The 19,823-nt window shown below is 61.2% G+C and carries 14 protein-coding genes and 4 pseudogenes; 8 read left to right on the top strand and 10 right to left on the bottom strand.

What is annotated here, in order from left to right; translation table 11 throughout:
• The first annotated feature begins 40 nt into the window (after positions 1-40).
• On the top strand, positions 41-742 hold the full coding sequence (locus NBT82_RS07285; protein WP_251330881.1) for a hypothetical protein: 702 nt from the start codon (positions 41-43) through the stop codon (positions 740-742).
• Here the strand turns inward: NBT82_RS07285 and NBT82_RS07280 are convergent.
• Both NBT82_RS07280 and NBT82_RS07275 read right to left on the bottom strand, forming a co-directional pair.
• Positions 739-2,373 carry a long-chain fatty acid--CoA ligase gene (locus tag NBT82_RS07280; RefSeq protein ID WP_251330880.1) on the bottom strand — a complete coding sequence of 545 codons (1,635 nt, stop codon included), beginning with the start codon at positions 2,371-2,373 and terminating at the stop codon, positions 739-741. The genes NBT82_RS07285 and NBT82_RS07280 overlap by 4 nt on opposite strands.
• Positions 2,374-2,501: 128 nt before the next feature.
• Positions 2,502-2,726 carry a hypothetical protein gene (locus NBT82_RS07275; RefSeq protein WP_251330879.1) on the bottom strand — a complete coding sequence of 75 codons (225 nt, stop codon included), beginning with the start codon at positions 2,724-2,726 and terminating at the stop codon, positions 2,502-2,504.
• Positions 2,727-2,809: 83 nt separating this feature from the next.
• On the opposite strand from NBT82_RS07275, the gene NBT82_RS07270 reads away from it, so the two are divergent.
• Complete coding sequence (locus NBT82_RS07270) at positions 2,810-3,712, top strand: DUF502 domain-containing protein (RefSeq protein WP_251330878.1); 903 nt, start codon at positions 2,810-2,812, stop codon at positions 3,710-3,712.
• A 21-nt stretch (positions 3,713-3,733) separates the two neighbouring features.
• On the opposite strand, the gene NBT82_RS07265 is transcribed toward NBT82_RS07270, so the two are convergent.
• Together NBT82_RS07265 and NBT82_RS07260 are read right to left on the bottom strand one after the other, a co-directional pair.
• A complete protein-coding gene (locus NBT82_RS07265) occupies positions 3,734-4,315 on the bottom strand; it encodes a JAB/MPN domain protein-containing protein (RefSeq protein ID WP_251330877.1) in 582 nt (193 codons plus the stop codon).
• Positions 4,316-4,653: 338 nt separating this feature from the next.
• Positions 4,654-6,329, bottom strand: a pseudogene (locus NBT82_RS07260) (transposase).
• A gap of 291 nt (positions 6,330-6,620) precedes the next feature.
• Here NBT82_RS07260 and NBT82_RS07255 point away from each other — a divergent pair.
• The 4 genes and pseudogenes from NBT82_RS07255 to NBT82_RS07240 all read left to right on the top strand — a co-directional run bounded on the left by NBT82_RS07255 (position 6,621) and on the right by NBT82_RS07240 (position 9,926).
• A complete protein-coding gene (locus NBT82_RS07255) occupies positions 6,621-7,958 on the top strand; it encodes an RNA-guided endonuclease TnpB family protein (RefSeq protein ID WP_425601766.1) in 1,338 nt (445 codons plus the stop codon).
• A gap of 180 nt (positions 7,959-8,138) precedes the next feature.
• On the top strand, positions 8,139-8,501 hold the full coding sequence (locus NBT82_RS07250) for a HesB/IscA family protein (protein WP_251330876.1): 363 nt from the start codon (positions 8,139-8,141) through the stop codon (positions 8,499-8,501).
• 48 nt (positions 8,502-8,549) lie between these two features.
• Positions 8,550-8,978 carry an Lrp/AsnC family transcriptional regulator gene (locus tag NBT82_RS07245; RefSeq protein WP_251330875.1) on the top strand — a complete coding sequence of 143 codons (429 nt, stop codon included), beginning with the start codon at positions 8,550-8,552 and terminating at the stop codon, positions 8,976-8,978.
• 594 nt (positions 8,979-9,572) lie between these two features.
• Positions 9,573-9,926, top strand: a pseudogene (locus NBT82_RS07240) (4a-hydroxytetrahydrobiopterin dehydratase).
• A 208-nt stretch (positions 9,927-10,134) separates the two neighbouring features.
• Here NBT82_RS07240 and NBT82_RS07235 read toward each other — a convergent pair.
• From NBT82_RS07235 to NBT82_RS07220, 4 genes are read right to left on the bottom strand one after another with little or no spacing between them, the layout of a single operon-like run.
• Positions 10,135-11,304 carry a ribosome biogenesis/translation initiation ATPase RLI gene (locus NBT82_RS07235; RefSeq protein WP_256476701.1) on the bottom strand — a complete coding sequence of 390 codons (1,170 nt, stop codon included), beginning with the start codon at positions 11,302-11,304 and terminating at the stop codon, positions 10,135-10,137.
• A gap of 3 nt (positions 11,305-11,307) precedes the next feature.
• The gene (locus tag NBT82_RS07230; protein ID WP_251330874.1) at positions 11,308-11,928 is read right to left on the bottom strand and encodes an ATP-binding cassette domain-containing protein; all 621 of its coding nucleotides are present in this window, start codon (positions 11,926-11,928) and stop codon (positions 11,308-11,310) included.
• Entirely contained in the window at positions 11,925-13,505 is a 1,581-nt protein-coding gene (locus NBT82_RS07225) for an acetolactate synthase large subunit (protein WP_251330873.1), read from the bottom strand. Before NBT82_RS07225 ends, NBT82_RS07230 begins: the two co-directional genes overlap by 4 nt.
• Positions 13,506-14,867 carry an NAD-dependent succinate-semialdehyde dehydrogenase gene (locus NBT82_RS07220; protein WP_251330872.1) on the bottom strand — a complete coding sequence of 454 codons (1,362 nt, stop codon included), beginning with the start codon at positions 14,865-14,867 and terminating at the stop codon, positions 13,506-13,508.
• 358 nt (positions 14,868-15,225) lie between these two features.
• Here NBT82_RS07220 and NBT82_RS07215 point away from each other — a divergent pair, with 358 nt between their 5' ends.
• Positions 15,226-15,426, top strand: a complete 201-nt coding sequence (locus tag NBT82_RS07215) for a hypothetical protein (protein ID WP_251330871.1) — start codon at positions 15,226-15,228, stop codon at positions 15,424-15,426.
• A gap of 104 nt (positions 15,427-15,530) precedes the next feature.
• Positions 15,531-15,662: pseudogene (locus NBT82_RS07210) on the top strand (IS1595-like element ISHti5 family transposase); the annotation flags it as partial.
• Positions 15,663-16,240: 578 nt separating this feature from the next.
• Here NBT82_RS07210 and NBT82_RS07205 read toward each other — a convergent pair.
• Together NBT82_RS07205 and NBT82_RS07200 are read right to left on the bottom strand one after the other, a co-directional pair.
• Positions 16,241-16,375, bottom strand: a pseudogene (locus NBT82_RS07205) (CBS domain-containing protein); the annotation flags it as partial.
• A gap of 141 nt (positions 16,376-16,516) precedes the next feature.
• Positions 16,517-19,585: an FAD-binding and (Fe-S)-binding domain-containing protein gene (locus tag NBT82_RS07200; protein WP_251330870.1), complete on the bottom strand. Its 3,069-nt coding sequence runs from the start codon at positions 19,583-19,585 to the stop codon at positions 16,517-16,519.
• Positions 19,586-19,823 lie beyond the last annotated feature (238 nt).

Genomic DNA, 19,823 nt, shown 5'->3' with positions numbered 1-19,823 from the left:
ATCCATGTCTCTTCCCCTTCCCACACTGTTCGGAGTCGTCATGCTCGCTCTCGGCCTCTTGGTCACTCTCGTCAGTCTGCGCTACGTGTGGCGGTCGACCGCGCTCGTTCGCGCCGACCCGGTGTCGAGCGTCGACGGCGTCGCCGAGGGGACGCTCGTTCGTCTCTCGGGTACCGTCGAGGCCGCCGGTGACACACTCGAGGCGCCGTTCAGCGGCGTCGACTGTGTCGCCCTCCGCCCCTCGGTCGAAGAGCGGCGGTTCGGCTCCTTCCTCCTGCCGACGTACGTGACGGTCCACGACCCTGCCCGGAGCCGGCCGTTCGCGGTGCGGACGCCCGACGCGACGGTCCTTGTGGACGCGCCGCTCCGGACGGTCGCGCTCGATTCGACGGTCGTCGCCACGGTCGCCCCGTCGGAGTCGCCGCCGGATCGGATCGCGCGATACGAACGCGAGGCCGACGGGCTCTCCCGAACGACGTGGTACCGGTCGCCGTCGCCGATTCTGGCTCCCGTGGCTCGCGCCCTCTCGCTCGGCACGCGTCGCTACGACGAACGGTGGGTGTCGCCGGGCGATACGGTGACGGTGGTCGGCCGGGTCGACGACGGCCGAATCGACCCCCTCGTCGTCGGCGATGGCTCGCCGACTCGGATATTGCTCCGCCTCTCGAAGACGTCACTTGCCGGCCTGCTGGTCGGCGCCATCGGCCTCTTGCTCGGCGCCGGCCTCCTGCTCGCCGGCTAGGTCTCCCCGTCAGCCGGTGGTTCGGCCCCCACCGGTCCGTCGAGAGGTTCCTCCCGGCGGGCCCGGAGGTCGGTCTTCGCGAACTTCCCCGTCGCAGTCTTGGGGATCGACTCGACGAACTCGAAGCTATCGGGCACCCACCAGTCGGGGTACGATTCGCGCAGTCGGTCCGAGACCGTATCGATCAAGGCGTCGTGATCGGCGGCGTCGGCGACGACGTAGGCGACCGGGCGTTCCCCCCACCGCTCGTGGGGGACGCCCACCACGGCCGCCTCGGTCACCGCCTCGTGGCCCATGATGGCGTTCTCCAGCGCCTGCGAGGAGATCCACTCACCGCCGGACTTGATCACGTCGGCGGCACGGTCGACGAGTTCGACGTAGCCGTCGGCATCGACGGTGACCACGTCGCCGGTACGGAGCCAGCCGTCCGCGAAGACGTCCTCGGGGTCTGCGTCGAGATACGCCTCGGCGACCCACGGGCCTCGAATCCGGAGTTCACCCATCGACTCGCCGTCGTGGGGCACCGACTCACCCGCGTCGTCGACCACGTCGAACTCCAGACCGGGCAGGACCAGTCCCTGCTTCGTACGCTTGGTCAACTGCGTCTCGTAGTCCGCGTCCCGAAGCTCCGGTTTGAGGTGGGAGACGGCGCCGACGGGCGCCGTCTCGGTCATCCCCCACCCGTGAACCACCTCGACGCCCCGGTCGTCGAACGCACGGATCAGCCGTTCCGGTGGCGCCGCGCCGCCGATGACGATCCGATCGAGCGTCGAGAGGTCGGCCTCGTGGTCCTGCAGGTAGTCGAGGACGCCCAGCCACACCGTCGGGACGCCCGCTGTGACCGTGACGCCCTCGCGTTCGATCAGCCCCACGAGGTCCGCGGGATCCGGCGAGGGACCGGGGTAGACGTGTTTCGCCCCCGCCGCCGTCGCCGCGTAGGGAAGCCCCCAGGCGTTGATATGGAACATCGGGACGACGGGCATCACGACGTCGTGGTCGGCGATATCTAGCCCCATCGGCGTCATGATCGCCATCGTGTGACTCCAGAGCATCCGCTGGGTGTACTCGACGCCCTTCGGGTCGCCGGTCGTCCCCGAGGAGTAACACAGGCCAGCGAGGTCGTCGCCGTCGAGCGTCGGCGGATCGAACGTCGCGTCGTGTCCCGCGACGAACGCCTCGAAACTCGTGACCGACTCGGCGGGGAGGTCGGGGGTCTCCGAGCCGACGACGACCACTTGCTCGACGCTCTCGAACGCGTCGGGGTCGTAGGCCGCAGTCAGCGCGTCGGTCAGCGACGGATCGACGAACAGGAGGCGGTCGCCGGCCCGTTCGACGATCGTTCGCACGTCCTCGGCGGGAAGCAGCGGGTTGATCGTGTGGAGTTGGGCGCCGAGGTCGGGGACCGCGAAGTACGCCTCGAAATGCCGGTCGTGGTTCCAGCACAGCGTCGCGACGCGGTCGCCCCGTTCGATCCCCGCCGCCCGCAGGGCGGCCGCCAGTCGGCTCACGCGGTCGGCGTACGCCGCGTACGTGTATCGAGTCGTCCCGTCGGCCGTCCGCGAGACGACCTCCCGATCCGGATACAGCGTCGCCGCCCGCGACAGGAACGGACGGAGCGTCTGTCCAGTCATGCGTGAGCCTCCGACACGGAGCGGATAAAGCCTGTCGCCACGTCGTCGTCAGGCTATCGTCGGTGTGTAACTGTCGGCACACCGATCGCAGGCGGCCATGCGGGCGGAGGAGTGCTGACCGACGTGGGCTACGATAGTTCGGCGAAGGCGAGCAGGACGGTCGGTGCGACGAGCAAGACCAGCCCCACGACCATCAGGAGCGCGGGCACGACCAGCAGCCCCATGTCGGTGAGTAGCCACAGGCCGACCCCCGCGAGCACCGCGAGCAGCCCGACGAGCCGGAGGAGCCACGTGAGGACGCCCTCGAACCCCGAGTCGGCGACGACGTCGACGACGTCGAGTACTTCGTCCATGGACGCCGGTTGCTCCCTGAGCCACTTAGGGACTGTGGCCCCGGACCCCGGAACGTTTTGGGTCGGCCGAGCGATGTGGTCTCATGGACCGTCCCATCGGCACCGACGCCTTCGACGAGTACGACGGCGTCCGGGAGTTCGCCCGACAGGCCTTCGTCACCGGTGCCGCGGTGACTCTCCCGCTGATCGTCACGCTCGTCGTCCTCGGCGTGGTCGTCAACTTCGTCTCCAAGCAACTCGATCCGGTCGTCGGGATGCTCACCCGGCTCACGGGGATTCAGCCCGCCTCCGAGGTGACCCTCAAACTCCTCGCGGTCGTGACCCTTCTGGGAATCATCTTCTGTATCGGCGTCTGGACCGAACGCCGTCCCGGCCGTTCCGGGTTCGGCGCCCTCTTCGATACGCTCATCGCCCGCATCCCCGGTGTCGGCTCCCTGTACCAGAGCATCGACGAGATGAGCGGCCTCCTCCTCGACAGCGATACCGACAGCTTTCAGGAGGTGAAACTGGTCGAGTTCCCCGATAAGGGCTCCTACGCCTTCGGGTTCCTGACCGCGGACACGCCCGACGTGGTCCAGGAGGCGACCGACCACGACGGCGAGATGGTGACGCTGTTTCTCCCGCTCGCCCCAAACCCGGTGATGGGTGGGTACGTCCTCCACGTCTCCACGGAACACGTCTACGACGTGGATCTGACCGTCGAGGAGGGGATCCAGTCCATCGTCACGAGCGGCGTCGCCACCGGTCGGCGCTCCGAGGAGGAGTTCACCGAGGGGATGCTCGAACGCTTCAACCGACGACTGGAGGCGGCCGACACCGTCGTCGGCATCGACGAACTGGAGGCGTACGCCGCCGACGCCTCGGAGCAACTGGAGGAGACGGCCCGCGAGACGGTGCAGGCCGCTCGCACGACGGCACGCGCCGACGCGGACGACGAGGGGGGCGACGACTCGTCGTCCGACGGACTCACCGGGGACCGACGCTGACGGGAGTCTGGCGTCGCCCCCTCACCGGAGCCACGAGAGGAGTCCGCCACCGTCGTCCTCCTCGGTTCCGTGGTCGCTGTCCGTCGAGTCATCGGGGGTGACGACACCACGTCGCCGCCCCTCCGCCACCAGTTCGGCGTCGATGTCGGCCTGCGTGAAATCGAAGAACCGTTCCTCCGGTAGGTCGACGTCGATGACGTCGAGCGTCGTCGATTCGCCCCGGTTGTCGAAGGCACGCCAGTCGCTCCGGCCGTACGGCGCCCCGGCGATGATGTGGACCTTGCCCTGTCCGAACGTTCGCAGGTCCGCCGAACTCGGGTTGAGGACGCCATTCGGGTGGGAGTGCACCGAACCGACCGACGAGACGTCGTTCGGCTTCATGTTCGTTTTCACCGTCGCACTCACCGGGTTCGAAACCGTTCCGGGGATGACGAGGACGTCCGTGATCACCTGTCCCGAACGGTCCATCCCGAGTTTGCGGGCGTCGTCGGCGCGGAGAAACCCCATGTACTCGTCCGGGTGGGTTTCCTCGCAGGCTTCGAGGACGAACTCCAGTGTCTCCCGGGCGATCCCCAGGAGTTCGCTCGACCGGAACAGTCGCATACCTCAACTGTGGGCCGTCTCCTTCTAAGGATTCCGGGTCGCCCGCGACTGACTCGGTGTCGTCGCCCCCGGGTGAGCGGACTCGAAGGGAACTCGACGAACACCGCCGGTCCGTCACCCGGGCGGTCGTCGAGGGAACACGGAGTCATGGAAGTTGAGACTACATCGGTGTTAGCGGGTCTGTGATGCGTGAATTTGACCGGTTCGATCTGTGGAAACTACCTCAGATGGCTCTCGAAGCGGCATTCTTGTCACACACCCAACTATATGGGCAAATTTTTGAGACTTCCAGCAGCGTAGCCACTCAGACGGCGCGCTAACCATGACTGAGTGTCTCTCTACCCGATCCCAGTTTCCTTCTTCAACAGCGTCAGCGTGTTGTCCGCTGTAATCAGCGGTGAGTGCTCATACTCGCCGGTCAACTCAACCTGCACGAGCAGATCGACCGCTCGCCAGATAGAGTACAGCAGACACGCAAACGCGAAGTAGAAGAATCGAAGCCCGAAATCCTTCGACGTCGTCGCTGCCATGAACCGTTTGATCGACCTGTACCCACTCTCGATCTCCCAGCGATAGCCATACTCCGTGAGGTGCCCACTCCCGCAATTCGTCATGAACACCGAGTACTGCCGGTGATCGTCGTGCTCGGAGTCTTCATTCCGGCGGTAGACCAGCGTCGTTTCGTGCCACTCGTTCTTGCCCAGATGGAGCTTCCGGTCGGTTTCATACCGGTCTTGGTCCCGCTGGAGTAATCGCTTGGCTTGGGCTTTCTCGCTGGTCTGCATCCGCTTCGGCACGACATACGACAAGCCACGCTGGCTAAGCATCTCCAGGACGTGCTGACTATCGAACTCCCGGTCCATCAGCACGTTATCGACGTGGACGAGCTCTTCAGCCGAATCCAGCAAATCCCCGACGATCTCCTTACGTGACTCGCCTTTCCGTACCGGGCGGGCATCAAGCACGAGTGGGATAGCGTTGCCGACCAACTGGACTGTCGCCCATTGGTAGGCGTACTCGTCGGTCTTCTCCTTCGTCCCGATGATTTCGTCTTCGTGGCCCGTTCTATCACCGGTGAAGGGGTTGGCCTCGGTGATATCGATGGCGATGATTCCGGCTCGGAAGAACTCCTCTGTCTCCTCGACTTCGCTCAGGAGCGTGTTGACGGCCTGTCGGTACATCTCGCGAGTCTCTGATACCGAGAGATTACGAATCTGCTCGCGATGGGCGTGACCTAACGGCGTCCGCTCTCGAGTTGACTCGTAGGTGAAGCTACGAGCACCTTCGTTCGCAGCCAGCCGCTCACGAAGTCCGAGATACGTCTGCAGGTCCCAGTACGCGTTCTCGTGGATCTCACAGCCCTCACCTCGATCCAGCGAAAACGCCGGAAAACGACGCGACTGACGTGGTCGGTGACTTTCTCTGCCTGCTCCAACGTAGTTTGATCGTCCGGGTCTGACTCACCAGACTCGTCCCCGTGGTATCGGAGCTTTCGTGTCGGTTCACGCGGAACCCCGACACCTGCATTCTGGGCTTTGATGAGGATCGTTCGAGCGGCTGTCTCCACTGTCTCTCGGAGGTCAGGGATGAACCGCTCGTGCCAGCTTCGCCACAGTGTCGACTGGTCCGGGATCGTCTCGAAACCCAGTTGCTCACAGAGTTCAGGACGGTTCTTTAGGTAGTCGACGAGTGCTGTTTCGTGCTCCCAGCTGTGGAGTTCTTTCAGTACGAACACCCGAAAGAGGGTGTCCATCTGGTAGCGGGTCGGCCCCGCATACCGGTCGTGGGCGCTGAACCGGAAGTAGGCCAAGGGGAGTGCACAGACGAACCCCTCGACGGAGTCGTGACTTTCATGTTCGAACCACGTCTCTGAGACTGTCCGGATATCGGATTCCAGTCCGGCGAGTGACGTTCGATCGTACAGGGGTGTCGAATTATACGCCGGCCACTCACCGTATTGTCGTTGGGCGATCCGTCGAAAGACGGTTCGGCGAGACACAGGAGTCGAACACACTACGAGATATTGGGCAACACGCGCTCAAGAATTCGTCCACATCGTCATGAGATTCTGAAGACGACTATTACAAGGCATCCTCTGTGTCTGCGTTCGTCCCCCGATTCGATGTGCCGGATATCACATTGAAATAGGGTGGCTTGTCGCCTCACGGCCCATGATCCGGTCAACTCGGTCCGACGATCGGTTTCTATAAAGAATAGCAGCGCGAGTACCCCGACCCACCGTGGTCGGGGGTGAAGCGCGTCACAACGCGAACTTTTAACAAGTGAATAACCATATCTAAACCTAGTGCAGTCGTCCACACTCACCCAAATCTTGTCGTTCCGCTTAGACATCCACACGGGGAGTGGCGACGACCTGCAAACGGGCTGTCTTGAGGCCCGCCGCATCCGCAACGAAACCAACCGCCTCGACCGACAGGGCTGGAACTGGGATGACATCAAACCGGCCGTCGTTGACAACGCCGATCACGTCAACAACACTAGCCAACTCATCGTTGACAAGGCACTCGGTGAAATCGAGACCCACCACGACAACAAAGACGACGACTGGGGCCGTCCATACCCATACATCGACGGGGTGTACCCGATGGTGATGAACCACGGCGAAGGCTACCGTCTGTTCCCCGAAGACCACGGGACGGTTCGATTCCGTATCACTGCCACGAGAGGCACGCACGTCAAAGGCGAACTTCGTGGCAGTCCCGACCACTTCGACCGCCTCAGAACTGCGTTCACCGATGAGGAGTGGCGGGTTGGAACGGCTGAAGTCGTCCACAAGCACGATGAGTGGCGACTCCACCTCACAGTTACACACGAGACGCATCGAGTCGCCAGCAAGCACGATGCAGACACGATCGTCGGTGTGGATGTGAACGAGGACTGCATCGCACTCGCTGCGATGAGTCGGAGTGGTTCGATGAAAGACTCCGTGGTGTTCGAGTACCCGTCGGTGAAAGAACAGCGTCACGAGTTTTTCACCAAGCGCAAGCGGATGCAGAAAGCCAACCAGACCGCGTTTGAGACGGTCGTTCAGACTGAGGAACGCGACTACGTGCATGACTGCCTGCACAAAGTCTCACGGAGAGTAGTCGAATGGGTCTCGCAATTCACCGACCCAGTGATCGTTTTTGAAGACCTCAAAGACATGCGAGACTCCATCGACTACGGTACGCGAATGAACCGTCGCCTCCACTCGCTGCCGTTCGCTACACTCCAAGACATGGTGTCGTACAAGGCTGCGTGGGAGGGGATTCCGTCGGATGAGGTTGATCCTGAGTACACGAGTCAGCGATGCCCGCGAACGGAGTGCCAGCACACGGAACGGGCGAATCGCCAGAACAAGCGATTCAAATGCCAGCAGTGTGGGTTCCAAGACCACGCTGATAGGAAGGCGGCGGTGTGCGTGGTGCAGAACTGGTTGGAACGAGAAACTGGAAATGTGCCGTCTCTCGAAACCCTTCCGCGCGTTCGGAAGGTGAGACGGGCGGCATCGGGCCGTGGTGGAGCGGCCGACTCTCACGGACCCATATCGGGTTCGGGTGTTACCGACGACGGTATGTCGGCGCGACCAGCGATGAGAGCGCGAGAGGAATTAAAGTCCGTTGCGTCAGCAATGCAGGACTAAACACGGACGCCCCGCGCCCCGTGCGCGGGAGTACTTCACGATGTCCGGCGATGGCAGTCTTCAGCGGAATCTACCGCTCTGAGCCCACGCGTATAGCTGTCTCTCGACAATTTCGAGCCTTAACTCTACGTCACAGTTTTGAGCGCCATGGTTAACACCCTGGCCCAATCAACTCAACGTATGAGTACGACGGCCGAGGAGAGTGAACAACCTGAAATCGAAGTTTCAGAAGCTGCCTCGAATAAGGCTCTCGCTCTCTTAGAGGAAGAAAGCTTGGACACTGACACGGCAGGACTCCGGCTGTTCGTCCAGCAAGGAGGATGCGCGGGTCTATCATATGGGATGCGGTTCGATACGAGTCCCGACGAAGATGATATGATCTACGAGCACCACGGCCTGCGAGTGTTCGTTGATCCCGCGAGTATCCAATATATTGGGGGGAGTGTTGTTGAGTATGAGACGGGTCTCCAAGGCGCAGGCTTTGATGTTGAAAATCCCAACGTCGTCTCGGAGTGTGGCTGTGGCGAATCTTTCCGCACCTGAACACGACTGCCAGCACGATGATCACCGCTTCATATAACAGTAGACACAATGGACGCTGAGGAGCTTGAGCATCGTCTGCTCTCTATTCTCAAAGAGGATCCGAAAGCTTCCCTCGGAGAGATCGCCGACCAAGCTGGCGTCGCGCGACCTACCGCTCGGAAGTATATCCAGAAACTCGAGGAGGAAGGCGCTATCGTCGGGTACACTGTCGAAATCGATCCAAAGAAAGTCAACCACCAGAGCATTGCGATGGTGGGAATTGACGTCGAGAGCGACCAGTACGTTGAGGCAACAAGTAAACTCAGTGATCTCGACTCGCTGACTGCGTTATATACCGCGACCGGGGACCACATGTTGATGGCCGAACTCGAGGCGACAGGAAGTACCGAGCTGAATGAAATCGTTAGCGATCAGATCCTCTCCATTCAGGGCGTGACCACGGCTTGCCCGACTGTTCTTCAAGAACGGCTCAAATAAGACCGTTCAATGTGGATAGTGGGAATACGGCGAAGGTGGCCGTACCGAGATCTACCCCCACGACAGCGGTACCGCGCAGACCCGAGTTCACCATCAGCCCGATGATACGCCCGTGTACCGGGTGACGTTCCAGTTTGAATGCGTGATGGCACCATCGATGTCCCGGCCCACGACTCGGCACGTGCCGACTCGGGGGAGGAGGTCGCAGACGGAATACGTGAGTTCGTCCAGTTTTCGAGGAGGAGGTCGATTAGCGCTACTCTATCATCGGTTGTCGGTTAATGCTTCCCAACCCGCCTACATTCCGAACGTTCGGACCCGGGGAAAAGAGTCCCTGACTTCGATCGCTCGTTGACTGTGCCCCATCAATCTAAAACATCGGGATTAACCCCGGATTTGACGAACGCTCTTCTCGAGCACATTGTTGATTCAGAGAGTGGCTCCGACAGCGTGTTCGAGTGTTTTTCATCCGGACTCCGGTAGAGTTCTCAGCAGGGTTGGAACGCTCTGAGATATCTGGTGAGATCGCTCTTCTGTAGCGTAGTGGGGCCGGAGAACGAACACACAAGTATCGGGCCCGTCGAACATATGGGCATGGTATCATCACTTGCCGACGAAGCAAGTGAGGCCTGTACATCAGAGGACGAACCGCTCACAGAGGCAGAGTACGCCGAGTACATAACTGAAATCAACGATGATGTCTGGGAAGTCGTTAATGACCATCATCTTGAGGCGGAGTATCCGTTCGAAGATTTCCGCGATGCACTTGAGTTCACGTACGAGATCGGGGAACTTGCTGAACAAGAGTGGCATCATCCAGATATCTCGCTTTAATGGGGCGAGGTGCGAGTCGAAATGTGGACGCACAAAATCGACGGACTGCATAATACCGACTTCGTAATGGCAGCGCGCATGGATCGGATTCACGAAGAATACGCTCCAGAGTAGCCTGCACCGATCACAAATACTCACTTTCGACGGCGAAGCCGTCGCGGGACCGACGGTGATGCTCCGGCGGGTGGGGGTCTACCGGACGGACGCGCGACCCCACAGCGCCGCGGGCCTCGGCGAGGCCGGATCGGGGACCAGACCCGGCCGGGGGCCGCGTTGCTGTTCCACCCGAACATGCTCTTCGCACGGGGCGGCGTGGGCCTGATCAACGACGCCGATCATAGTAGTATTCTCCATTGGCTTTTTGTTCTCGGTCAAGTTGGCTGCCAGGCTTGTTGACTCGGGGACGTCCCGTGCGCTCATCGCGACGGAACGTAATCTCAAGCGACGAGAGAAACGTGTTCATCCCATCTCGTATCGATTGTGGTGCCTTCGCGTGCCCACGTTCTCCTGGGGTTCCTTCGAACACGACTAAGCGATCGGCGAATCGATCAATTACGAAGAGATCGTGATCAACAACAAAAATCGGTTGATCAATTCGTTTGCTAAATTGATGAATCTGGTCAGCGAGGGACACACGCCGGTCAACGTCCAAAAACGCAGACGGTTCGTCGATGAGATACAGATCGGCATCGCGAGCGAGGCACAGTGCGACACCGACTCGCTGTAGTTCGCCGCCGGAGAGGGAATCGAGATGTCGGTCGTACAGCACCTCGAGATCGAACGGGTCTCGGATCCATGTTTTGAAGCGCCGGGAGTGGATGTCAGTAACCGCTGCGAACTGTTCGCGCACTGTCGCCTGGCTATCCGGCGCTATGTACTGTGGTTTGTACGAGACAGAAAGAGTACCCGGAACAGCTCCGCTATCAGGTTCAATACCCCCTGCGAGTAGTTTCACGAACGTCGTCTTTCCGAGAGCGTTCTCTCCGACGATACCGATCGATTCACTCGCGTAAATCTGGCCTGAATCGACTGACAACGCGAATCCGGTGAATTCCTTCTGTAGTTCCGGGTATTCGAAGACTGGGTCCTTGTTGGGTACCCCACGCTCGCTGGCTGAAGGGAACTCGATAGCATCGCCGCGGATCTGAACGTTCTCTTCGGCCAGGTATCCATCCAGAAACTGATTGATACCTGCACGAACCGAGAGTCGCTGGGAGGCGACTCCGAAGCCACCCGGGGCCCCATACAGGATATGGACCCCGTCCGAGAGCAGGTCAAGCATCGCCAGATCGTGTTCGATGACGATCGCTGACGCATCGGTATCCTGAATACGTTCGTGGATTACGTGCGAAACAGTCGACCGCTGTTTGGCGTCTAGGAAGGACGACGGTTCGTCGAACAAGTAGAGGTCTGCATCGCTCAACAGCGTCGTTGCGATGGCGACACGCTGTCGTTCACCACCGGAGAGGTCACCTAGCGACCGGCCACTGATTGATTAGAGGCCAAGTGTATCGATGAGGTCATCGGAGTCGGTCGACCGCGAGAGCAGTCGTTGTCGAACCGTCTCGTCGTCCGTATCGGACAGTGAGTCGACTCGCTGGCTTTTGTAGGCCGTTGTAACCGTTCCGTCACGGAGCCGTTCGAGATGCGTCTGGAGAGTTGTCCCCCGAAACGATTCGACCGCCCTGTCCCAGTCGATCCGGTCTTGTGTTCCGAAGTTCGGAACCAACTCACCGGCCAAGATACGCAAGGCCGTGGTCTTCCCGATTCCGTTCCGGCCGAGGAGGCCGATAACCGCTCCATCGTCCGGAGCCGGGAGGTTATACAGTCGAAATCCGTTTTCGGCGTACTGGTGAACGAGCTGGCCTGTTTCGGACGGAAGCGGGACGATTCGAATCGCGTCGTTGGGAATTTTCTTTTCGATGAGCTTGTGCTCTCGCATCACCTTGCTCTCGTCGATGTGGAGTTCGCCATCATCGGTGATGTGAAAGCCCTCGTGTCCGGACCGATTCAACGGATCGTACTTGACTGCGATGTTCCGTACTTCGTCGGTGACTTCGTCTTGATCGATGATTGCGACGTATTCTTCGCTCTGTGAATCGGTGGGGGTGTTCATTCGACGGGAACTTCGATGAGTGCCATGTCATCGCCGACTGCAGACCTGAGCACCTCCTGGAGGTCGGGTCCCGATTCGGGCCGGTACCCGTCGATACCGAAGCTCTCGGCGAAGGCCACGAGATCTGGATTGGTTAGCTGATTTCCAAACGACTCACCTGTGTGGTCGCGCTGTTTCTCCGAAATGAGTCCGTAATTGTCGTCGTTGAATACGATGATGGTGTAGCCACAACCGGACCGGGTCGCCGTCTCGATCTCGGCGGCATTCATCAGGAACCCCCCGTCTCCAGTTGCTGCGACGACGTTCGCATCGACCGCCAGGTCGGCTGCGAGACCCCCCGGAACCGCGATCCCCATTGATGCGAGACCGTTCGAGATGATGCAAGTGTTCGGCTCGTACGTCGGGAAGCTCTGTGCGATCGCCATCTTGTGACTGCCAACGTCCGAGATGAGCACGTCCTCGGGAGCCATCGCGTCCCGGAGTACTGGCAACACGTCTCGAACAGTGAAAGGAGGATCCGACCCTGGTTCACGGTCGACATCAGTGACTATTCGTTCCCGGTAATCGGTGTACCAGTCAGTGTCGAAGGAGAGTCCAGCTTCCCGACACCAGTCGACCAGTTCCTGGAGCGTCTGTCCGATGTCGGCGACGACTTCAACCTCAGGCGAGTAGGCTTCGTACACCTCGGCCGGTTCGCTGTCGACGTGAACGATATCGGCGTTCCCGTGTCCCCAGTCAGCCGGGTCGTGTTCGGCAATATCGTACCCGACGGTGAGCACCAGGTCGGCCTCGTCGATAGCGCTCGTCGCTTCCTTCTGTGCACCGGAGCCGAGCGTCATCAACGAGTGCCGTTCGGCGTCCGATACCGCACCCTTGCCCATGTACGTCGAGACGACCGGCAGGTCCGTCACGGAGACGAGTTCGCGAAGTTGTTCCGCTGCCTGGGTCCGCACGGCTCCGTTGCCCGTGATGATGATCGGACGCTGTGCATTCTTGAGTAACTCCTTCATCCGGTCGAGAGCGTGCGCGTTGGGTGCGGCGGACTCGACTCTCTCGCGGACAGCGAGCGGCTCCATTAGTGTCTCCTCGGCTGCGACGTTCTCGGGGAGTTCAAGGTGAGTCGCGCCCGGTTTCTCGTGCTCGGCTAGCTTGAACGCCTTCCGGACCGACTCATGGATGATGTCTGGGGCATCGATCTGGGTGTTCCATTTCGTGACCGGCTCGAACATATCGACGACGTCTATCGCCTGGTGACTCTCCTGATGGAGCCGCTCAAGACCACCCTGCGCGGTGATGGCCACTAGCGGACTCTTGTCCAGATGCGCGTCGGCGACGCCGGTCAGCAGGTTCGTCGCACCGGGTCCAAGCGTCGAGAGACAGACCCCGGCCTCGCCGGTCAGCCGTCCGTAGACATCGGCCATAAAGGCCGCGCCCTGCTCGTGGCGCACCGGCACGAAAGTCACCTCCGAGTCTCGCAGCGAGAACAGCAGGTCCTCCATCTCCTCGCCAGGCAGGCCGAAGACGTGCTCGACACCCTCGCGTTCCAGTGCCGCGACCAACAGGTCCGATGCCTTCATTTATTCCACCCAGATCGTCTTCCTGTTGACGAACTCCCTGATACCGTCACCGGAGAGTTCACGGCCGTATCCGGACTCCTTGATGCCGCCGAAGGGCACGCGGGGGTCTGATTTGACGAGTTGGTTTACATAGACACAACCGGCGTTGATTTCCCGGCCGACGCGCTCGCCGCGGTCGCGGTCCTCGGTCCAGATGCTTGCACCCAGTCCGAAGTCGGTGTCGTTGGCCTTCGCAATCGCCCGCTCCTCGTCGGCCACCTCATATACAGCGGCCACTGGACCGAATGTCTCTTCGGCATCAGCAGGACAGCCTTCGGGCACGTCAGTCAGGACGGTCGGCAGGTAGTAGGTCCCCTCCCGATCAAGCGGTTCACCGCCGGTCGCGATTTCCGCGCCGGCGTCGACGCTCTGCTGGACCTGCTCGTGGAGTTCCTCCATGAGATCTTGGCGGGCCTGGGGACCGATGTCCGTGTCTTCGTCCATCGGATCGCCGACCGTGTAGGACTTGATTTCCGAGACGAGTTCGTCGACGAACGTGTCGTAAACGTCCGTGTGGACGATGAAGCGCTTGGCGGCGATGCAAGACTGGCCGCCGTTCTGGTTGCGAGCCCAGGCACCCATCTCGGCGGCCTCAGCGACGTCGGCGTCGTCAAGAACGACGAATGGATCGCTCCCACCGAGTTCGAGGACGGTTTTTTTGAGGTGCTCACCGGCTGTCGATGCGACGGCCCGACCAGCCGGACCGCTTCCCGTGAGCGTCACGGCTCGCAGACGGTCGTCGGCGATGATGTCGTCAACGAGATCGGAGGGAATCAGCAGCGACTGGAAGACACCGTCGGGGTAGCCGGCTTCGTTAAAAACATCCTCGATGGCTTTGGCACAGCCGGGGACATTCGAGGCGTGTTTCAGGAGGCCGACGTTGCCCACAGTCAGGTACGGCGCGGCGAACCGGAAGACCTGCCAGAAGGGAAAGTTCCATGGCATGACTGCGAGAACCGGGCCGAGCGGTTCGTAGACGGTCTTGACGCTCGAGCCGGGCGGACTGGAGTGGCCTTCTGGCTGGAGATACTCGCTGGCCGACTTGGCGTAGTGGTCACAGACCCACGCGCACTTCTCGACTTCGGAGACGGCCTGAGTGATGGGTTTACCCATCTCTCGGGTCATCGTCTCGGCGTACTCCTGTTTGTTCTCGCGGAGGACTTCAGCTGCGCTCTCGAGCAGCTCTTCGCGTTCCCTGAGCGGACGATTTCGCCACTCCTCGAAGGCCGTCGTGGCTTGATCAAGAGAACCGTCAATGTCGTCTTTCGTATGAGTTTCGTACGATTCGATCCGTTCACCGGTCGAAGGATTGACCACGTCCATGCAGTCGAGTTATGCCTCAAGCGGGTTAACCTCGTCACTCAGCTTTGCACATTAGACAGATTATATGAATCGCGATACAGCGACCCTCCGCAGGCGAATACCGATGATATCGACAGCGCAGTATCAGCCACGATTTGGGGAAATGCGACAGACCGATATAATCAGGCACAGATCGTCACACGGTCGCACCCATACAATCCACCAGCAGATAGGTTTTTACGCTCATTCATCCCGAATTTATCATTTAGACAACGTACAAAGCTGAGTTAGAGCTAATTAGAATTTACGATATAACTGGAAATCTAGTTTGCTCTCAACCGCGCCGTCTGGCGATGTTTTTCAGACAGGCTCCTAAGCGATGTCAAACACGGAATTTGACGTGTCCATTTCGGATGAATTCGTCGAGGAACTGGACGAGCTAACCGAGCAGTGCGTTGATCTCCAAGCAAGCCGTTCAGAGGTTGTTGAGGCGATTCTGACCGCGTACTTCGATGGCGATATTGACCATGAAGCACGAGTCCGCGAGCTGATCATCCGTCGTCGAAAGGGAACGCTCTAACTCGTTTTCTTCTTGTTGCAGTCGCTGCAACCGCTTTTGAATACGTCTCTCAACTGTACCCGGTAGAACTCACCGCCGGGTTTTAAATACTCGAAACGGGACAGCTTCGCAACTGGTTGCGAAGGTTCCGAGGCGTCTCAAAACACCACTTACAGGGCTATCTGAATTTCTTGGGCTGGATTCTCAACACCGACAACTGGTTCGAACAAATTCTAAGTACTGACTTCTACAGATGAGCGCTCTCGAAAAGAAGCCTCGATAGACCGTGCTGTCCGGCGGTTCTTCAGTTAGCTAAAGACGCATGGTTCCACGTAGGGGTGATGGCATCGTGGATTGTAGCGAAGGCTATGGTCCACCGGTCGACTGCTTGTGGCCGGTGGGGATCTCCGCTGCTGTGCTGTTGTAATCCCTTCCGGGAGGTCAAGCACGGATACGTCGAACGTTTCGCGCCCATCGGCGCGTACCCTCCGGCCGAGCGGCCCTGACTGTGAAGCTTGTACCTCGAACCCGCAATGTAGTTCGCTGGGCAGCGTAGCATCATACGGCTGGAATCGGCCGTCCACGATGATCGTGCCTTCCTCGTGTACATCAGGAGCTTGCACAGCAAGTTCTCGCACAGCACCGTTGTAGCCGTACGTGGTGCGGATTTCGGGCCACTGAGGCGGTCGCACGAACGCTCGGAGCCCCGCTGCCCCATCATAGGTGCGCGGGACCCCCGATATGAAACCGGAACGAGTCTGCCTGATATCCCCGGGCATTTGGATCTCGTCGTAGCGGTGAGGGTCGCGAAACCGGACAGTGTTATATCCCCGAATTATGGACTGTATTCCGGCGATTGAAACTCGATCGCTCCCGAGACCTCCTCGAGCTGCTCGCCGATGACGGCGACGAGATCATCAAGCGAGACGATACCGGTCAGGTTACCAGCTTCGTTGACGACAGGGATGCGAGAAAATCCAGCGATTAGCGACCGATGTCGAAATTCTTGACGAACACCATCCCGACCTCGCGGAGGAAGTACGTGATGCTGTTTGATAGTGGCGGTGATTGAATGACGGTCGCGGTCGCTCGACTCGGGCGACCCCGGTGTTCACACCGACGCAACCCGCGCGAGCACCTCGACCGGCGTCGGCGGCTCTTCGCTGCGGCCGTCGCGGTCGCCGAGCTGGGTGCGACAGGACGTGCCGGGCGCGACGACGCGGGCGGCGGGCGAGTCGTCGATTTGGTCGTAGAGGATCGCGGCGATGGCGTCGCTCATGGACTTGTGCTCGGCCTCGTAGCCGAACGAGCCGGCCATGCCGCAACACCCCGAGTCGAGGGGATCGATATCGTAGCCCGCGCGTCGGAGCACGCCGACCGCGTGGTGGTCCTTCTTGGTCGCCTTCTGGTGGCAGTGGCCGTGGTAGGCGAACGAGGCGTCCGGGGTGTCCCAGTCGACGTTCTCATCGAGACGGAAGGTGTCGAGGTACTCGCAGACGCCGTAGGCGTTCCCGGCGAGCGTCTTCGCCGCCTCGCTGTCGAGGAGGTCGAGGTAGTCCGACTGGAACATCACCGCGTCCGAGGGCTCGACCAGCACGACCTCCTTGCCGTCTTCGACTTTCGGCGCGAGTTCGCGGACGTTCGCCTTCGCGGTCTTGCGGGACTTCTCGAGGAAACCCTTCGAGTGGGCGGGGCGACCGCTGTCCGTGCGCTCGGCGACCGCCACGTGGACGCCGGCCGCCTCGAGCACACGGACCGCGGCTTCCCCCACCTCGGGGTCGCTGTAGTTCGTGTAGGTGTCCGCGAAGAAGACGACCTCGCGCTCGGCTTCGGACTTCGAGACCTGGGCGCCGCCGCGGTCCTCCCACCAGTCTTGGAACGTCTCCGACCTGAAGGTGGGGAGCGTCCGGTCGGCCGCGATGCCGACCGTCTCCTCCAGCAGTTCGCGGGCACCCGATATCTTTGTCGCCCAGTTGGAGATCGGGGCGGTGCGACTGCCGATCTCCGCCAGCGTGTCGACGTTCGCAAAGAGTCTATCGCGCAGCGAGGCGCCCTCGCGCTGGTGGTGCTCGTGGGTGATCTCGGCCTTCATCTTCGCCATGTCGACCTCGCTCGGGCAGTCGTTCGCACAGCCCTTGCAGCCGATACAGAGGTCCATCACCTCGTGCATGAACTCGACGTCGAACTGCTCGTCCTCGGGGAGATCGCCGCTCATCGCCTGCCGGAGCAGGTTCGCGCGCCCGCGAGTGCTCGTGATTTCCTCCTTGGAGGCGCGGTAGGTCGGGCACATCACGTCGCCCGTCGTCTCCTGCTCGCCGCGGCATCCCCCACAACCGTGGCAGAGCTCGGCCATCCCCTGGAATCCGTTGTCGTTGCGCCACTCGAGTTCGGGCTCGAAGTCTGCCTCGAAGTCGTACTCCGAACCGTACCGGAGATTCTCGGTCGTCGAAACAGTCGCCGCGCGCTGAGGCGGGCCGTCACCGCCGGTCTCGGACGGGTCGACCCCACAGACCTGCCCGGGGTTGAGAAGCCAGCCTGGGTCGAAGGCGGTCTTCAGCGCACGGAACGTCCCCCAGAGCTCCTCACCGTAGAGCTTCTCGTTCCACTGCGAGCGGGCGCGGCCGTCGCCGTGCTCGCCCGAGACACTGCCGCCGAGTTCGACGACGAGGTCGGTGACGCGGTCGGCGATGTCCTCCATCGCTTCGACATCCGCCCCGTCCTTGAGATTGAGGAGCGGACGGACGTGGAGGACGCCCGGTCCGGCGTGTGCGTAGAACGACGCGAAGGTGTCGTGGTCGTCGAGGATGTCGCGAAAGCCCTCGACGTATTCGGGGAGACGCACCGGCGGGACTGCACAGTCTTCGATGAACGAGACGTGTTTTCGGTCGGTCGTCCGGCTCTTCAGGATCGGGAGCCCGGACTTCCGGAGCTTCCAGAGTTGCGCCCGCGTCTCCTCGTCGTGGGCCTCGAGCGCGTCGAAGGCGTACCGGTCGACATCGGCGTCGATGACGGTGTCGGCGTCCCCACCCTCCGAGGGGACGCGGTCGGCGAGCAGGTCCGCGACCTGTTTCCGCCCGTCATCATCGTCCTCGGCGTAGAACTCGACGAGGAGCGCCGATCGGGTTCCCCCGGGAAGTTTCTCGACGACATCCTCGAACTCGGAGGTGTCGGACGCGAGGTCGATGAGTGTGTCGTCGACGAGTTCGACGGCGGCTGGGTCGTGGTTCTCGACGATCGGCGCGACGTCCGAAACGGCGTCGACGAGCCCTTCGTAGGTGAGCAGCGCGACCGACTTCGTGTTCGGGATGGGTTCGAGCGAGACGGTCGCCTCGGTGACGATCGCGAGCGTCCCCTCCGAGCCGGCGAGCAGGCGGGCGAGGTTGACCGTGTCGCCGTCGCGGGCTTCCCCGACGAGCACGTCGAGGTTGTAGCCCGAGACGTTGCGCTTCAGGTCGGGGTACTGTTTCTCGATCTCGCCGGCCTCCCCGTCGAGGATACGGACGACCTCGGCGTAGATGCGCGCGAGGAGATCGTCCGCGTCGGGGTCGGCCGCATCGTGGAGGTCGTCGACGGCAATCTCGCCGAACGTCGTCACGGTGCCGTCCGCGAGGATGGCTTCGATCTCCTCGACATAGGCGTCGGTCTTCCCGTACTTCAGCGAGTGTGCGCCCGTCGAGTTGTTCCCAATGGCGCCCCCGAGCGCGCTCTTATCGCCCCACGCGGGGTCCGGCGCGAACTTCAGGTCGTACTCCTTGAGTTCGGCGTCGAGTTCGCCGAGGAGGACGCCGGGCTCCGCGGTCGCCGTACGCCCTTCCGGATCGATCGACGTCACCCCGTTCATGTGCCGGGTGAAGTCGAGAACGACAGCCTCGTTGACGGCCTGTCCGGCGAGGCTCGTCCCGCCGCCCCGCGGGAGGACCGGAATCTCGCGGTCGGCGCAGTAGTCGACGACGGCCGCGACGTCGTCGGTCGAAGTAGGGAAGACCACGCCGATCGGCGTCACCTCGTAGGCACTCGCGTCCGTCGCGTACATCTGCCGCGAGTACTCGTCGAAGCGAACGTCGCCCGCGAGGTCCTTGAGATCGTCGACGAGCCCCGGCCGTTCGACCCGCTGGCCCTGGTAGTCGTAGTCGGCCCGTTCGTCGGCCGCTGGATCGTGGGAGAAGTGCTCTGTTGCCATAGAGTGAGTATCACGAGGTTGGGAGTGGGGAACAATGAACGCTGTCCATTCGCATTCAGTTAATACTACGAACGCTCATCTGAAGAAGTCGGTACCTGCGGAAAACCGGTGGTCTGATCGCACCTGTGAGCTTCCGAGACACTCCAGATAACGGATCGGCAAGTACAGGTATACGCTTCTACAGATGAGCGTACAGGCATAACGAGTACGAAGGTCACGAATTCGGTCGATTTGGGTG

This window comes from Haloplanus sp. HW8-1, from assembly GCF_023703795.1.
GTDB classification, from domain to species: domain Archaea; phylum Halobacteriota; class Halobacteria; order Halobacteriales; family Haloferacaceae; genus Haloplanus; species Haloplanus pelagicus.
Note: the sequence above shows the minus strand (reverse complement) of the source record. Positions and strands in the feature narration are given on the sequence as shown.

Coding starts and splice junctions, on each gene's coding strand:
- NBT82_RS07230 (WP_251330874.1), bottom strand. CDS start 11,928: ATGAACACCCCCACCGATTCACAGAGCGAAGAATACGTCGCAATCATC.
- NBT82_RS07270 (WP_251330878.1), top strand. CDS start 2,810: ATGGACCGTCCCATCGGCACCGACGCCTTCGACGAGTACGACGGCGTC.
- NBT82_RS07220 (WP_251330872.1), bottom strand. CDS start 14,867: ATGGACGTGGTCAATCCTTCGACCGGTGAACGGATCGAATCGTACGAA.
- NBT82_RS07245 (WP_251330875.1), top strand. CDS start 8,550: ATGGACGCTGAGGAGCTTGAGCATCGTCTGCTCTCTATTCTCAAAGAG.
- NBT82_RS07265 (WP_251330877.1), bottom strand. CDS start 4,315: ATGCGACTGTTCCGGTCGAGCGAACTCCTGGGGATCGCCCGGGAGACA.
- NBT82_RS07200 (WP_251330870.1), bottom strand. CDS start 19,585: ATGGCAACAGAGCACTTCTCCCACGATCCAGCGGCCGACGAACGGGCC.
- NBT82_RS07275 (WP_251330879.1), bottom strand. CDS start 2,726: ATGGACGAAGTACTCGACGTCGTCGACGTCGTCGCCGACTCGGGGTTC.
- NBT82_RS07215 (WP_251330871.1), top strand. CDS start 15,226: ATGTCAAACACGGAATTTGACGTGTCCATTTCGGATGAATTCGTCGAG.
- NBT82_RS07250 (WP_251330876.1), top strand. CDS start 8,139: ATGAGTACGACGGCCGAGGAGAGTGAACAACCTGAAATCGAAGTTTCA.
- NBT82_RS07225 (WP_251330873.1), bottom strand. CDS start 13,505: ATGAAGGCATCGGACCTGTTGGTCGCGGCACTGGAACGCGAGGGTGTC.
- NBT82_RS07280 (WP_251330880.1), bottom strand. CDS start 2,373: ATGACTGGACAGACGCTCCGTCCGTTCCTGTCGCGGGCGGCGACGCTG.
- NBT82_RS07285 (WP_251330881.1), top strand. CDS start 41: ATGCTCGCTCTCGGCCTCTTGGTCACTCTCGTCAGTCTGCGCTACGTG.